This is a genomic window from Streptomyces sp. NPDC048420, assembly GCF_040651535.1.
Lineage (GTDB): Bacteria > Actinomycetota > Actinomycetes > Streptomycetales > Streptomycetaceae > Streptomyces.
The window spans coordinates 42,745-57,121 of sequence record NZ_JBEZKG010000002.1; the positions used below are offsets into that span (position 1 = coordinate 42,745).

11 protein-coding genes and 3 pseudogenes are annotated in these 14,377 nt (G+C 71.5%); 7 read left to right on the forward strand and 7 right to left on the reverse strand.

Annotation, left to right across the window (positions count from 1 at the left end; all coding sequences use genetic code 11):
* Nucleotides 1-135: 135 nt before the first annotated feature.
* Nucleotides 136-926 (reverse strand): annotated as a pseudogene (locus tag AB0D34_RS02875) (transposase).
* Between the two features lie 304 nt (nucleotides 927-1,230).
* On the opposite strand from AB0D34_RS02875, the pseudogene AB0D34_RS02880 reads away from it, so the two are divergent.
* The 6 genes and pseudogenes from AB0D34_RS02880 to AB0D34_RS02905 all read left to right on the forward strand — a co-directional run.
* A pseudogene (locus AB0D34_RS02880) lies at nucleotides 1,231-1,464 on the forward strand (MerR family transcriptional regulator); the annotation flags it as partial.
* 274 nt (nucleotides 1,465-1,738) lie between these two features.
* Entirely contained in the window at nucleotides 1,739-1,942 is a 204-nt protein-coding gene (locus AB0D34_RS02885) for a cold-shock protein (protein ID WP_007383480.1), read from the forward strand.
* Between the two features lie 173 nt (nucleotides 1,943-2,115).
* Nucleotides 2,116-2,418: an SCO5918 family protein gene (locus tag AB0D34_RS02890; RefSeq protein ID WP_362655514.1), complete on the forward strand. Its 303-nt coding sequence runs from the start codon at nucleotides 2,116-2,118 to the stop codon at nucleotides 2,416-2,418.
* Nucleotides 2,419-2,925: 507 nt separating this feature from the next.
* Entirely contained in the window at nucleotides 2,926-3,720 is a 795-nt protein-coding gene (locus AB0D34_RS02895) for an alpha/beta hydrolase (protein ID WP_362655517.1), read from the forward strand.
* Nucleotides 3,721-3,997: 277 nt separating this feature from the next.
* Nucleotides 3,998-6,439, forward strand: coding sequence for a SpoIIE family protein phosphatase (locus tag AB0D34_RS02900; protein ID WP_362655520.1), 2,442 nt, complete (start codon nucleotides 3,998-4,000; stop codon nucleotides 6,437-6,439).
* Nucleotides 6,440-6,496: 57 nt separating this feature from the next.
* Complete coding sequence (locus AB0D34_RS02905) at nucleotides 6,497-7,600, forward strand: DUF3533 domain-containing protein (protein WP_362655523.1); 1,104 nt, start codon at nucleotides 6,497-6,499, stop codon at nucleotides 7,598-7,600.
* A gap of 12 nt (nucleotides 7,601-7,612) precedes the next feature.
* Here the strand turns inward: AB0D34_RS02905 and AB0D34_RS02910 are convergent.
* The 3 genes and pseudogenes from AB0D34_RS02910 to AB0D34_RS02920 form a co-directional block, all read right to left on the reverse strand.
* Nucleotides 7,613-7,955: pseudogene (locus tag AB0D34_RS02910) on the reverse strand (ATP-binding protein); the annotation flags it as partial.
* A gap of 123 nt (nucleotides 7,956-8,078) precedes the next feature.
* Nucleotides 8,079-9,314 carry an acyltransferase gene (locus tag AB0D34_RS02915; RefSeq protein WP_362655526.1) on the reverse strand — a complete coding sequence of 412 codons (1,236 nt, stop codon included), beginning with the start codon at nucleotides 9,312-9,314 and terminating at the stop codon, nucleotides 8,079-8,081.
* 416 nt (nucleotides 9,315-9,730) lie between these two features.
* Nucleotides 9,731-9,952: a hypothetical protein gene (locus AB0D34_RS02920; RefSeq protein ID WP_362655529.1), complete on the reverse strand. Its 222-nt coding sequence runs from the start codon at nucleotides 9,950-9,952 to the stop codon at nucleotides 9,731-9,733.
* 252 nt (nucleotides 9,953-10,204) lie between these two features.
* Here AB0D34_RS02920 and AB0D34_RS02925 point away from each other — a divergent pair, with 252 nt between their 5' ends.
* Entirely contained in the window at nucleotides 10,205-11,551 is a 1,347-nt protein-coding gene (locus AB0D34_RS02925; RefSeq protein WP_362655532.1) for a hypothetical protein, read from the forward strand.
* Nucleotides 11,552-11,590: 39 nt separating this feature from the next.
* On the opposite strand, the gene AB0D34_RS02930 is transcribed toward AB0D34_RS02925, so the two are convergent.
* The 3 genes from AB0D34_RS02930 to AB0D34_RS02940 form a co-directional block, all read right to left on the reverse strand.
* A complete protein-coding gene (locus tag AB0D34_RS02930; protein WP_362655535.1) occupies nucleotides 11,591-12,121 on the reverse strand; it encodes a TerD family protein in 531 nt (176 codons plus the stop codon).
* 120 nt (nucleotides 12,122-12,241) lie between these two features.
* The gene (locus tag AB0D34_RS02935) at nucleotides 12,242-13,033 is read right to left on the reverse strand and encodes an inositol monophosphatase (protein ID WP_362655538.1); all 792 of its coding nucleotides are present in this window, start codon (nucleotides 13,031-13,033) and stop codon (nucleotides 12,242-12,244) included.
* A 90-nt stretch (nucleotides 13,034-13,123) separates the two neighbouring features.
* The gene (locus AB0D34_RS02940; protein WP_362655541.1) at nucleotides 13,124-14,362 is read right to left on the reverse strand and encodes a sensor histidine kinase; all 1,239 of its coding nucleotides are present in this window, start codon (nucleotides 14,360-14,362) and stop codon (nucleotides 13,124-13,126) included.
* Nucleotides 14,363-14,377 lie beyond the last annotated feature (15 nt).

The window sequence follows — 14,377 nt, forward strand, 5'->3', positions numbered from 1 at the left end:
GGGTATTCGTATCACTTTCATCTCCCCCGAAGAGCCTCCCGTCCGTCTGAAGAAGAGGGACGGATCGCACTCCGGGTTGCGGAGGGGTGCTCATTTCTTGAATCCTCCCCCTCGTGGACGAGGGGGATTCCTGGCTCAGGTTGCCTGGCGGAACGGCGTCCCGCAAGGTCTTGCGCCATCAGCACCATCCGGGTTGAGACCAGCCCGGGCCGGCACGAACCTGCCGTGCTTGCGGGCCATCTCCAGCAGGGCCCTCTTGGTGGCGCCGATGGCGGCACCGGCCGCCTTCCTCGCCATGGTCGACTTCGCCAGGAACTTCGGACGGAAGTCTTCGACCGCAATCGCGTCGGCCCGCAGCTTCTTCGCCTCGCGGTAGCCCCTCGAGGCCGCTTGCCCCTTGGCGGGCCATGTTGGGCATGCGGGAGGTCGTGGGTGTCGCTGGTGGTGGTCGCGGTCTCCCTCACACCCCAGTCGATCCCGATCACCTGGCCGGTCGCGGGCAGTGACTGGACTTCGGCGGGCACGACGAACGAGGCGTCCCCGTGCCCGAGGCTGTCGCGGTATATGCGCACCGAGGACGGTCGGGCGGGAAGCTCCCGCGACCACCCGACCGTCAGGACGATGTGCCCGGCGAGGTGCAGACGGCCGTCCCTGAGCCGGAAGCCGCGCCTGGTGTAGTTCAGGCTCGGGTCGGTCTCACGCTTCTTCTTGTACCTCGGCAACCCGGCCCTGCGCTGCTGCGGCAGACCTTCGCGGATGTCCTTGTGCGCCTTCGAGCGGGACCTGCCGAAGTCGCGGATGATCTGCTGCTGGGGAACCGACGAGCCCTCACGCAGCCACGACGTCCTCGCGCGGGCCTCGGTCAGCATCGCGTCGAGCCCGGCCGGACCACACATCGCCTTGTCCATGCCTTCGGGACGGCTCATGTTCCACAGATGGGTTTGCCTGGGCTTGGCGACCGCCCGATCACCCCAGCTTCGACGAAGAGACCGTACGTGCGACACACGAACACCCGTGCCCCCATCACGGCAAAGCCACCCCCACCAGCGAACACAGGCACATCCGTTCGCTTTCCGGCTCCGTCTGCGGCTCCGTAGGAGCAATTGCTCGCCGACGTTAACGCCGGGGCATCCATGCAAGATTCAGGTGACCGTCCGGGCGCTGCCCGGCACCGCATGGCCGGCGCGGTGCCGGGGCGGCCATGTCCTCGTGCCTCAAAACGAAGGTGCCATGCCCGCCGAGACGCCCGGCGGCCGCCTCGATGACGACGACTATCCCGCGTACACGCTGGGGCGGGCCGCTGCCGTCCTCAGTGACACCCCCGCCTCACTCCGGGCCCTCGGCGAGGCGCGGCTGATCACGCCGCTGCGCTCGGAGGGCTCCCACCGTCGCTGCTCCCGCGAACTGGTGGACCCGGGCACCTCCGCCGAAGCGGCCTGCCGCATCATCGTCATGGAGGAGAGGGGAGCCAGCCGGGCAGGGGCGAATAACTGTCACGGCCACAGCAGAATCATGTGCGGGGCGCGACAAGATTTTCGACCTGATCAACACGGGAATTCCGGACGACGTGGATCGGCCCACCTACCGTGTGTTACCGTGATAAGAGTTGCAGTTTTGGTTTTCCGGAGGTTCTTTACATTCTCCGGCGTCTTTCCGGGTCTTCCGGAGGGGTGATCATCGCGGCGACTCGGGTACCGCACAGTGCGGCTCCCGGCACTGCCCCTAAGGGAGATTCAATATGGCATCTGGCACCGTGAAGTGGTTCAACGCGGAAAAGGGCTTCGGCTTCATTGAGCAGGACGGCGGCGGCGCCGACGTGTTCGCGCACTACTCGAACATCGCCACCTCCGGCTTCCGCGAGCTTCAGGAAGGCCAGAAGGTGACCTTCGACGTCACGCAGGGCCAGAAGGGCCCGCAGGCCGAGAACATCGTTCCCGCCTGACGCTTGACGCGTTCTTAAGGGTCGGGGCCCGCACTCTTGGGGTGCGGGCCCCGACCTATTGCTTGAACCCTTGATTTCCGCACGTTTTCCCGACCTATTCCCCGGGAATTTCCCCAGCGGTTCACCCACCGGCACTTTCCGTCTCCGTTCGACCGCTCCCCCGTGGAGGCACCATGCGTATCGTCATCGCACGTTTTCCCTTCGACCTGACCATGGGCGAGGTCGAGAGGTCGATGGAGGGCGTCGCACCCGAACCCGCCACCGGCATGTGCGTGACCATCGGCAGCCATGTCTACCCGGTCAAGCAGGTCGGCCAGGTGATCACCCGGCAGGACCGCCGCGACTTCACCGCGAACGAGGTCAGCAGGGCCCTGACCCGGCTCGGCTTCACCTGCCACGAGCACCGCCCGCCCCAGCCGGAGGCCTTCAACGACCCGTCGGCGTCCCTGCCCTGGGCGGACACCCCGCTGGGCTGACGTCGCCGGCTCCCGTGCCCCTCGCGTGCCCCTCACTTGCCCTTCGTGCCCCGGTGAACCGGGGCACGGCCGCGAGTCCCGCCCCCGTACGGCTCTCGGCGTCCCGGTCCCTGTCGGTCGTCAGCGGCCGGACTGCCGACAGGGAGGTCATGTTCACCTTCGATGTCGATCCCCGGGCCGTGTTCGCCGAGCGGGCCCGTCAGTTCGCGGCGTGGGGCATTCCGGCCGCGACCGTCGCCGAGGCGCGCGGCCGCGTCGACGAGATGTGGGGCACCGGTGCGCGGGCCTGGGTCCCGGTGTGGGCGCGGGCGGCACGGGCCGCGGAGCACGAGGGCCGGTGGCTGCGCGCGGCCCATCTGTGGGGTGCCGCACGCTTTCCCGCCCTGGCCGAGCCCGCCCGCCAGGAGGCGTACGAGCGACAGCAGAGGTGCTACGCACGGGCCGCCGCGGACTTCCCCGTGCGGTTTCGGCGGGTCACGCTCGAAGTCCCGGTGACTCGAAGTCCCGGTGAACGGACGGGCTCTGGAAGTTCCCGTGCACCTGATGGCCCGCCGGCAGCTGCGCAGGCGCGGGGTGCTGATGATGTCCGGCGGGGTGGACACCTGGAAGACCGAGCTGCATCGCATGGCCGTCGCCACGGCGCTGGTCACCGGGCTGCTGGTGGTGGTCGTCGACATGCCGGCCACGGGCGAGTCGCCGGTGCCGCTCGCGCCGGACGCCGACCGGCTGCTCGACGGGCTGGTAGAGCAGGTGCGGAGGCGGTGTCCGGGTGAACCGGTCGGCTACTTCGGGCTGAGCTTCGGCGGGCACTGGGCGGTGAAGCTCGCACTGCGCGGGGTGGTGGACGCTGCGGTGGATCTCGGCGGCCCCACGGGCGCGGCCGGCCAGGAGACCGACGTCCTTTCCCTGCCCTACGGCATGGCCGGCATCGTCGGCAACGCGCTCGGCCTCGACGCCCTGCCCGACCCGGCCACCGCGGCCCGCCTGCTCACCGGCTTCTCCCTCCGCCACCAGGGCCTCCTCGACGGGCCCCGCGAGGCGGCCGCCGACACCCCGCTGCTCGCGGTCAACGGGGCGGACGACCAGTACATCCCGCTGGGCGATACCACGGGCCTCGCGTCCAGGTCCAGCACCACGGTGTGGATCGTGCGGGACGCCACACACTGCGCCGCCGAACACATCCGGCCCGTCCTGGCCAGGACCTGGGGCTGGCTGCTGCGCCGCTTCGGGGCCCCGGCCGCCGTGGAACAGCTCCTGGGTCTGCCGTCCCTACGGCTTCGGCAGGCCGTCACGACCCGGTGACCTGCCCCAGGAGGAGCGAGGGGAGAGCAGACCCGTGCCGTACGTTCTCCCCGGTGGGACCGCGGTACCAGTGCCGCGTCAGACCAGGGGCCGGCCCGCGGGGGGCCGAGGCCGCCCGGCCGAGTGCGTCGCCGTCGCCACTGCCGGGACCCAGGTCGCCCCGTTCCGTTCCCCACCCCCGTCACCCCGTGCAAGACTGCGGCTCCTCACGGCAGCGCCGCCGTGTTCCTCCTGGTATCGCTTGAGTCGGGAGCTGCGCGGCGGGACGCTGGGAGGCATGGACAGCAGGGGCGGCACTTCCGGAGGCAGCGTGGCGGGACGCGTACCCGAGGACCTGGCGGTCGTCGTCGACGCCGACGGAACGGTCACGGTGTGGAGCGCGGGCGCGCAGCAGCTGCTCGGGTACGAGGCCGCCGAGGTGGTAGGACGTCCGGCGGCCGGACTGCTCTCCGCCGAGCTGACCGGCTCCGCGCGGCGCCATGTGGCCGAGGGCCGCCGGTGGGCCAGCGAGGTCGCGCTGCGGCACCGCGACGGCGCCCGTGTCGTCGTACGGCTGAAGGGGACACCGCTCGCGGACGGCGACGGCGCGCGGCCGTGGCTGGTGACCGCCGCCGCCCCGGAGCACATGGCCGGGCCCGCCGAGCCGGCCGCGGAGGCCCTGTGGGACCTCACGCTCGCGCAGCTTCCCGTGCCGGTGGCGATCTACGACCGGGAGGCCCGGCTGGTGTCGGCCAACGAGGTCATGACCCAGGTGATGGGCCGGAGCGTGGCCGAGATGCGCGGTCGGACCCTGTGGGAGATCGAGCCGAGCCCGCCCTTCGACGAGTACGACCGTCTCCAGCGGCAGGTTCTGCGCACCGGCGAGCCGGTGTTCCACGAGAACTACGGCAAGGCGCCCGGTGAGGTGCGCGGGCACGCCTGGTCGATGTTCCTGTCCCCGCTGAAGGACGCGAGCGGCACGGTCCAGGGCCTGTCGGCGGCCGTCTTCGACACCACCGAGCAGTACTGGGCCCGCCGCCGCCTGGCCATCCTCAACGACGCCAGCCTCCGTATCGGCAGCGCCCTGGACGTGACCCGGACCGCCGAGGAGCTGGCCGAGGTGGCCGTGACGGGCTTCGCGGACTTCGTCACCGTGGACCTGCTGGAGTCGGTGGCTCTCGGCGAGGAGCCGGAACCGGTGGAGCCGGCCCATCCGGTCACCGTACGGCGTACCGCGCAGGGGTCGGTCCTCGGTGGCTGCCCGGAGTCGGTGGTCCCGTCCGGCGAGACGACGTTCTACCCGGTGGACACGCCCCCGATGCGGGCCCTGGTCGCCGGGCGCGGCACCCTGGCGACGCCCGGGGACCCCGGGATGCGGGAGTGGATCGAGTCCTCCCGGGGCCGTGCCGAGTCCGTCGCCAAGTACATGATCCACTCGGCGATGATGGTGCCGCTGCGGGCCCGCGGGGTCACGCTCGGCCTGGTGCACTTCCTGCGGCACCGTACGGCGGAGTCCTTCAGCGAGGACGACCTGCTGCTCGCCGAGGAGATCGTCGCGAGGGCGGCGGTGAGCGTGGACAACGCCCGCCGTTACACCCACGAGCGCCGCACCGCGCTCACCCTGCAGCGCAGCCTCCTGCCCGACCGGCCGCCGGAGCTCGCGGCGATGGAGGTGGCCTACCGCTACCTCCCCGCGGGCTCCGGAGCGGACGTCGGCGGCGACTGGTTCGACGTGATCCCGCTGTCCGGTGCGAGGGTCGCCCTGGTCGTCGGGGACGTGGTGGGCCACGGCATCCACGCCTCGGCGACGATGGGCCGCCTGCGGACGGCCGTACGCACCCTGGCGGACGTGGACCTGGCTCCGGACGAGCTGCTCACCCAGCTGGACGATCTGGTCGTACGGCTGGACCACGAGGAAGGGCCAGAGGCGCGGGGGCGGGCGGCGGAAGCCGCCGCCACCTCCGGCGAGGTCGGTGCCACCTGCGTGTACGCCGTCTACGACCCGGTGTCCCGGCGCTGCACGATGGCCCGCGCCGGCCACCCCCCGCCCGCCGTCGTCACCCCGGACGGCGAGGTCCGCTTCCTGGACCTGCCGACCGGGCCCCCGCTCGGTCTCGGCGGTCTGCCGTTCGAGTCCGTCGAGGTGGAACTGGAGGAGGGCAGCCTGCTCGCCCTCTACACCGACGGCCTGGTGGAGGCCGCCGACCGGGACATCGAGGTCGGCCTGGACCTGCTGCGCGGGGCACTCGCCGACAAGGCGGGCCCGCTGGAGGAGACCTGCGACGACGTCCTGCGCACGGTCCTGCCGGTCCGCCCGGCCGACGACATCGTCCTGATGCTGGCCCGCACCGCCGCCCTGGACCAGGCCAGGGTCCGCACCTGGCAGCTGCCCCGCGACCCGGCCGCGGTGGCCCGCGCCCGCAAGGCGGCGAGCGAACAGGTGTCGGCCTGGGGCCTCGGCGACGCCGCCTTCGCGACGGAACTGATCGTCAGCGAACTGGTCACCAACGCGGTCCGCTACGGCGCCGACCCCGTCGTCCTGCGTCTGATCCGCGACTCGACCCTGATCTGCGAGGTCTCGGACGGCAGCAGTACGGCTCCGCATCTGCGGCGGGCCCGGGTGTTCGACGAGGGCGGGCGGGGGTTGCTGCTGGTCGCGCAGATGGCGGAGCGGTGGGGGAGCCGGCAGACGGCCACGGGGAAGACGATCTGGGCGGAGCTGGCGTTGCCGGGAATTTAGCCTGCGCGGGGCCGCAAACGGAACGTTCAGATCACCCGCCTGTGCGACGATGCGCCCGTGAACGCACCCTCCGGCTCCGTCCTCGACGGATCCCCCACCCAGCCGGCCCCCAAGTCCCCTGGTTTCGCCGCGGAGTTCAAGGACGCCGTGACGTTCCGGGCCTTCACACTCGTGCTCGGCGGGCTCCTCGTACAGCTGGCTTTCGTCGTGTCGTACGTGGGCGCCTTCCACTCCCCCACCCCCCACCGGATCCCCGTCGCTGTGGTGGCCCCGCAGCAGGCGGCCACGAAGATCGTCGCGAAGCTGAACGCGCTGGCCGGCGACCCGGTGCAGGCAACGGCGGCCTCCAGTACGGCCGTTGCCCGCGAGTGGGTCCTGACCCGCCACACGGACGCGGCCTTCCTCTTCGACCCGACGGGCACCAGGGACACCCTCCTGGTCGCCTCGGCGGGCGGACCCTCGGTCTCCCAGACGGCCACCCAGATCGCCCAGAAGATCGAGGCGTCCGAGAAGCGCCAGATCACGGTGACGGACATCCGCTCCCCCAACTCGGGCGACGGCCGCGGCATGACGTCCTTCTACCTGGTCCTGGGCTGGGTGATCGGCGGCTACCTGACCGCGACCATCATGGGCATGGCCTCCGGCTCCCGCCCGGCGAACCGCCCCCGCACCCTGATCCGGCTGGCGGCCCTGGTCCCGTACGCGGTGGTGTCGGGCATCGCCGGCGCGGTGATCGTGGGCCCGGTGTTCGACGCGCTGGGCGGCCACTTCTGGGCACTGAGCGCGATCGGGGCCCTGACCGTCATGGCCTCGGCGGCAACGGCCTTGGCCCTCCAGACCCTGCTGGGCCTGCTCGGCACCGGCGTGGTCATCCTGTTGTTCGTGGTCCTGGGCAACCCGAGCTCGGGCGGGGTGTACCCGGCCCCGCTGCTCCCCGCCTTCTGGAGCGCGATCGGCCAGGCCCTGCCACCGGGGGCGGGGACGACGTTGGTCCGCAACACGGTGTACTTCTCGGGGCATGCGACGGGTTCGGCGCTGTGGGTGCTGGGGGCGTACGCCGTGGGCGGGGCGGTGTTGGCCTGGGGGGCGTCCTGGTGGCGGGAGGGTCGTGGCGGCACCGCTCCGGCAGAGCCGGCACCGGAGCCTTCTCCCGCTGTCTGAGGTGCCGGTACGTCAGAGGAACGTGGTCGGCGGAAGCGGGCCGAGGGTCTGTTCCGCCCAGATGGTCTTGCCCTTGATGCTCTGTGGGTGCCCCGGCGTTGGGTGAGCTGGGCGACCAGGAGCAGGCCGCGGCCGCCCTCGTCGTAGGTGTGTTGTCCAGGATCAGGCGGAGTTGGATCGGGGGTTCGGCGTGCCGGACGGCGTTGGTGACGAGTTCGCTGACGACCAGCTCGGTGACGAAGGCGGCCTCGTCCAGCCCCCAGGTCTCCCGTTGGGCCACCGCGTCCTTGCGGGTCTGGGCGACGGCGGAGGGGTCGGACGGGATGTCCCAGGTGGCGACGTGACGTGCGTCCAGCCACGTCGTCCGCAGGGCTCTGGTGTTCGCCGCGGTCGCGGAGAGGTCGGTGGAGATCGACCTCGCCCGCGTCCGGGCCTGCCTGCCTGCCACGTGGTCCGTTCCGTGGCCGCCCGCTGAGCCCTACGTCGTCGCCGTCGCGAGCGCCGGACGTGGTGCCTTCGTCACGTGCGACCTGCGCAGCAACGGTTTCTCGATGGCGTAGTGGGAAAGCAGTGCCATCAGCAGGGTCAGCACCACCGTGGCCGCCAGGCGTCCCTCGTTCATGCCGAGGGAGGCGAGCAGCCGTATGACCGGGTAGTGCCACAGATAGATGCCGTAGCTCAGATTGCGGCCCACCCAGGCGAGCGGGGTCAGGGCCAGCAGCCGGGACAGCCGGTCCTCGGGACGCAGTTCGAGCGCCGCGACCAGCGTGGCCGACAGGGCCGCCACCGCCAGGAACCCGATCGTGTACCAGGCGGTGGTCCAGCCGCCGAGATCCTCGGTCAGCGGCACCTGCCAGGCGACGAGCCCCAGCAGCGCGAGCGCCGGCCACGCGAGCCGTCCGGCCCAGGTGCGCAGGAGCGCGAGACGGGGGTCGTCGGCCCGCAGCCGGGCCAGGACCACGGCGACCAGGGCGCCCGCCAGCAGCTGGTCGGCGCGGGTGTCGGTGCCGTTGTAGATGCGGTGGGCCGCGTCGGGGTTCCACAGGACGCACCGCCACAGCAGCGGCAGCACACACAGGGCCGCCGTGCACAGCAGGACCGTACGGGCCCGGGACCGTCGTAGGAGAAACAGCAGGGCCAGCGGCCACAGCAGGTAGAACTGCTCCTCCACACCCAGCGACCACGTGTGCGCGAGGGGTGCGGTGAGGCCGGAGTAGGGGCCGGTCTCCATGGCCCGTACGACATTGGTGAGGAAGGTCGCCGACAGGCCCGCGGCCTGCACCGAACCGGCGAAGCCCGACAGCGAGGTGGTCATGCCCAGCACCGCGCAGAACGCGCACATGGCCAGCATCGCGGGCACGAGCCGCAGCCAGCGGCGGCGGTAGAAGGACATGAGGGAGATGCCGCCGTGGCGGACGTACTCGGCGAGCAGCAGGCGGGTGATGACGAAGCCGCTGATGGTGAAGAAGACGTCCACGGCGACCGAGCCACCCGGCACTACGTCTCGCTCTACGTGGTAGACGACGACCAGCGCTACCGCGAGGGTGCGTAGTCCGTCCAGGCCGCTCACCCGCCCGGCGCGGGAGACCGCGGAGGGGAAACCCCGGGTCGCACGTGGAGTGGCAGGTGCGGCGGGTCTGTCGACGCCGACCGCCGGATCCGCTCCTTCCCGCTCCGTTTCCGCCGCGGCCGTCGAGTCCGGTGCCTTCGCCATGAAAGAGATCTCTGCTCACCTGCCCGCTGAATCGAGTGATCCCGGTGCGCCTAACCGGAAATCAAGCTCGCATGCGTTTCTGGGCGGTGGCTGTGACGAATCACGGCAGGATCACAGCATGGATCGACAGGGGGCGGGTGCGGAGGGCGGTGGCCCTTGCCACGGTCCTCGGCGGCCAGCACTGCATGACCTCACCGCATCACCGGCGAGGCGGAGGTTTCCTTCTCTTTCGGCCGAACGCTGAACTACGCCGCTTCCGGCCGCGGGAACGTCTCGTCCAGGTCCTCTTCCTCCCCGAAGTCCGGGGCCTGGAAGGGGTTGGTGGTCGGACGCGGCAAGGCGGCCGGGGAGCGGTGGGGCTGTCCCTCCGGGGCGGAGAACAGCGAGGTCGAGTCGATGAGAGGAGGTCCTTTCTCCTACAGCTTGGTCATCTTCGAGTACGGGCTCAGGATCCGCATCTGCGTCGAGCCGAAATCCACGAGCACCGCGATTCCGTCCTCGACGCCGATCACTCGGCCGAGACCGTACATGTCGTGCGTGACCTGGTCGCCCATCTCGAAGTGCTTCGGAGCGGGGGCGACCGGGGCTTTGAAGGGACTGGTGGGCAAATGACGCTTCGGTGCAGCAGGCTTTGTCATCGTCCTCAGTATGCGCCTACGAGCGCCCGGTCCGCTGCGCCTGTCCACGACCGGATGCGAACACCGGGGCTGCAACCCCCGGAATCGGGTGTGATGTGCCACACACAAGGGTGACCGGACTGATCAAGAAGTCGGTAAGAACCGCCTCCCGCACGCCTCTCACCTACAACTTTCCGCCCAGCCGTCCCGTCCAACTCGCGACCGGCACCGGAACACCGTGCCGGGGTCCTTCTGTCCCAGCTGGGGGATGCAATGAGTTCTGTCTCCGTCGGGCGTGTGATGCGCCGCGGGGCGTGTGCCGGGGTCGTGGGGGCGCTGGTCGTCGCCGGGGCCGCGTTCGCCGATGACTCGGCGCCGAGTGACGGGCTGGAGATCCAGGCACCGTACGAACAGGCGGTCACCGTCGCGCCCGGCGACGGCACCGCGGCGCAGTACCGTTCGCTCGCGCTCGGGCTTCAGCACTACAACAGCGACTTCACCGTCACGGACGGCAAGCTGACCGTCGACGTCTCCGGGCTCGCCGGGGTCGCCGAGGTGGCCTGGCCCGACAACTGCGTGCCCGATGCCGCCGGTACCGTCGCCGTGTGCGACACCGGTGACGTGCCGGTCCGCTACACCCCGCAGGTGCAGTTGAAGGTGCGGGCCGCCGCCGGCGCCGCCGTGGGCGCGCAGGGCGCGATCGAGTACTCCGCGACGGCCACCGGCGGCCCCGACGGCACGCTCACCGTCCCGGAGTACTCCGCGGAGACCTCCGTCACCGTCGCCTCCGGCCCGGATCTCGGTGTCACCGCCCCGCAGGACGTCACCGGCGTCGCGCCCGGCACCGACCTCACCGTGCCGTTCACCGTCACCAACACCGGCAACGAGACCGCCCACGGTTTCAGCGTGAAGCTGTGGGCGACGTACGGCCTCGACGTCACCACCCGCTACCCGGAGTGCACCTACACCGGCCCGGACGTCGACGACGCCCAGTACCCGGCCATGACCTACGTGACCTGCTCCTTCGACACCGACGTCGCACCCGGCGCCGCCGTGGAGCTGCCCGAGCCGCTGCGGCTCGCCGTCACCGACCACGCGCTGTACGAGCGGTTCGACTACGAGGTCGAGCCCGCCGGTGACGTCACCGATCTCGACACCTCCGACAACGGCCGCGCCTGGCACATCAGCGCCGACAACACCGCCGACTTCGCCGTGCACGGCACCGAGGTGAGCGGCGCGGCCGGCGACACCGTCACCGCCGGTTTCCGCTTCGTCAACCGCGGCCCGGCCTGGGTCGCCGACGTGGCCTCCGGTGACCCGGTCCCCGCGATCGACTACTACCTCCCGCCGGGCACCACCGCGACCTCGGTGCCCAGCACCTGCCGCACCGGCTCGCCGTCCGCCGACGACCCGGCCGTCCCGCACTACGTCTGCACCCTGCCGACCTGGACCAGGCCCGACCTGAAGGTCGACTTCCCGTTCCGGCTGCGGGTCGACCAGGTCGTCCCCGACGCCACGGGCCGGGTCACCGTCCGCCCCTACGACGGCAGTCCGTCCTTCGCCTTCGACCCGGACACCGGGAACAACTCGGCCAAGGTGGTCGTCAACCCGACCGACTGAGAACCGTGACGGGGGTGCGGGGGCCGGCTGCCGGCCGCCTCACCCCCGTACGCTTCCCATCTCCGCCATGAACCCCGTCGGGTTGCTGTCGAAGCCCCGGATCAGCTCCCGGATGTGCCAGGCCCCGGACGCGTCCCTGGTGAACTCCGCGATCGTCGCGGCCGTGGCGTGCGCGACGCCCGCGAGGTCGTCGGCCAGCAGCCGGCGATAGCCCTCCACGACGAGCACCCCGGCGTGGGTCAGGTCGCCGAAGGTGCGGGGGCCGCCGTTCTGGTGGATGGCGACGCCGACCACCACCCGCCCGTAGGCGGACGACAGGCGTTCGAACTCCAGCTCCATCACCTCGACGAACCCGAGGCCGAGGCCGGTCTCGCTGTGCCGGGTCATGTTGATGGTGCCGTCCGGCGAGCGGCTCTCGGTGTGCACGACGTACTCGGGACGGCCGTACGGGTCGCCCTCCGCGTAGGTCGCGGCGACGATGTCGAGATGCCGGGCGGGTTCCCCGTAGGGGCTCGGATCCCACCTGAGCCGCACCTGGACCTTGCCAAGACCCGCACCGTCGGCATGCATCAGACCGCTCCCCGTCAGAGTTCCCCCCGGGACCCTCCCGCTGGCTGAAGTATGTGCCCTGATCAGGCTTTTGATGCCTCATTGACGGTCATCTCCTGGTCAGATCTCGACCAGGAACCGTCAGCCGGCCGCCGCCGACCTGCGCCACAGGTCGGTCGTCTCCTCGGCGGCACCCGGTGCGACGAGCAGCAACGGCTGGTTGTGGGACGGGAGTTCGGGCAGGGCCAGCGCTCCGGCCTCCTGGGCGATCAGCAGTGCCGGGAGTCCGTCGACCGCGTGGAAGGAGCCGATCGCGGCCGCGGTCGCCCGGCCCGCCGCGACCTGGGCGAGGGAGAGCGCCGTGGAGCCCATCACGCGAACCGTGCAGTGCCGGTCGGCGAGTTCGGCGAGGAGGGCGTCCATGCCGGGCCAGTGGGCGTGCGCGGCCCACTCGGTGAGGAAGACATGGCCGGTGAGGGTGATGTGGGCGGCCGCGTGGGTGCGGGTGCCGTTCAGATGGGCCCCCCTGCCCCGGACGGCGGTGAACGTCTCGCCGCGCCACGGGTCCGCCACCACGCCCAGCAGCGGGGTGCCGTCGGGGGCGGCCAGACCGAGCGAGAAGGAGCACCAGCCGAGGCCGTGGGCGTAGTTGGTGGTGCCGTCGACCGGGTCGACCACCCAGTGCGGGGCGTCCGCGGAGCCCTCGGTCGTGCCGTACTCCTCGCCCACGATCCCGTGCTCGGGGAAGGCCCGCGCGAGCACCTCGCGGACGTGTGTCTCCACCGCCTCGTCGGTGGCGGTCACGATGTCCGCGGGACCGTCCTTCTCCCGCACCTCGGCACCCGGGTCACGCGGGCGCCGGATCGTCTCCGACGCCCATGCCGCGAGCTCGGTCGCGACCTCCAGCGCCCGGTCGAGATCCACGTCAGCCATGCCGGCCACCCTACGGGCCCGGGGCCGGGCCGCCGGCGACCTCCCGGTGAACCCCGGATGGCCCCTGCCCCACCGCGCGGCGCACGCCCCTCACACCGTCTCCTCCCCGCTCACCGACGGCTGCAACGGCAGCGCCGTGCTCACCTCGAAGCCGCCCTCCGGGCGCGGTCCCGCCCGGAGTTCGCCGCCGACGGAGTGGGCGCGTTCGCGCATGCCCATGACGCCGAAGCCCTTTGCGGGCACGGCCGGTTCGGGGGCGGCCGCGGTGGTCCGGCCCTCGTCGGTGACCGAGATGAGGAGGCGGGGGCCGGCGTAGGCGAAGCGGACGTGCGCGCTGTGGGTGGCCGCGTGCTTGGTGACGTTGGTGAGGGCCTCCTGCACGATCCGGAAGGCGGTCAGGTCCACGCCCGGGGAGAGGGGCTGCGGCTCCCCCTCCGTGGTGACGGTGACGGTGATCCCCGCGGAGGCGCACGAGGAGACCAGTTCGGGCAGCCGGGCGAGGCCGGGGGCCGGTTCCAGCGGGGCGGCGCCGTCGTCGCCGGTCTGCCGCAGCAGGCCCAGTGTGGCCTTCAGTTCGCGCAGCGCGGAGGAGGTCGTACCGGTGAGGTCGTGCAGGATCTGCTTGGTCTGCTGCGGGTTGGCGAGTGCGAGGTGCTCGGCGGTACCGGCCTGGGCGTTCGCGAGGGCCAGGTGATGGGCCACGACGTCGTGCAGCTCCCGGGCGATCCGCATGCGTTCCTCGGTGACCCTGAGCCGGGCCTCCTCCTCCCGGGTGCGCTCGGCGTGCTCGGCGCGGGCCTGGGTGGCCTGGAGATAGGCCCGCCGCAGCCGGGTCATGGTGCCGCCGGCCAGCGGCAGCAGCAGCCAGAAGAAGGGGCCGATCGTCCGCAGGAGCAGCGAGATGTGGTCCATGGAGTCGGAGACGGCCGCCGCGATCATCAGCGACGTCATGGTGACGAGGCCGTAGGTGCGGATGGTCGCGCGTTCGGTGCGGGTGGCCAGCCAGTAGAGGGACGCCATGACCGGGGCGAGGAGGAGCGGGGTGAGCAGATAGCCCTGGGCGATCACGATCGTGGCGCAGACCGCGTTCACCGCGACGGTGACACGCGGGTGGGTGCGGTGCAGGAACAGGGCGAGGCAGGAGATTCCCAGCAGGCAGACGGCGGCCCTGTCGTCGCCCGGAGGTTCGGCGTTGGGCAGCGTGAGGGAGGCTCCGAGGGTCGCGGAGCCCATCAGCGTCGTGATCAGCGCGAGGTCGACGAGGAACGGACGGCGGTCCGCGAACTCCTCCAGGCGGCCCGCGTAACGCCGCTCCAGGCTGGTGGTCATCGTGTTCTCCGGGGG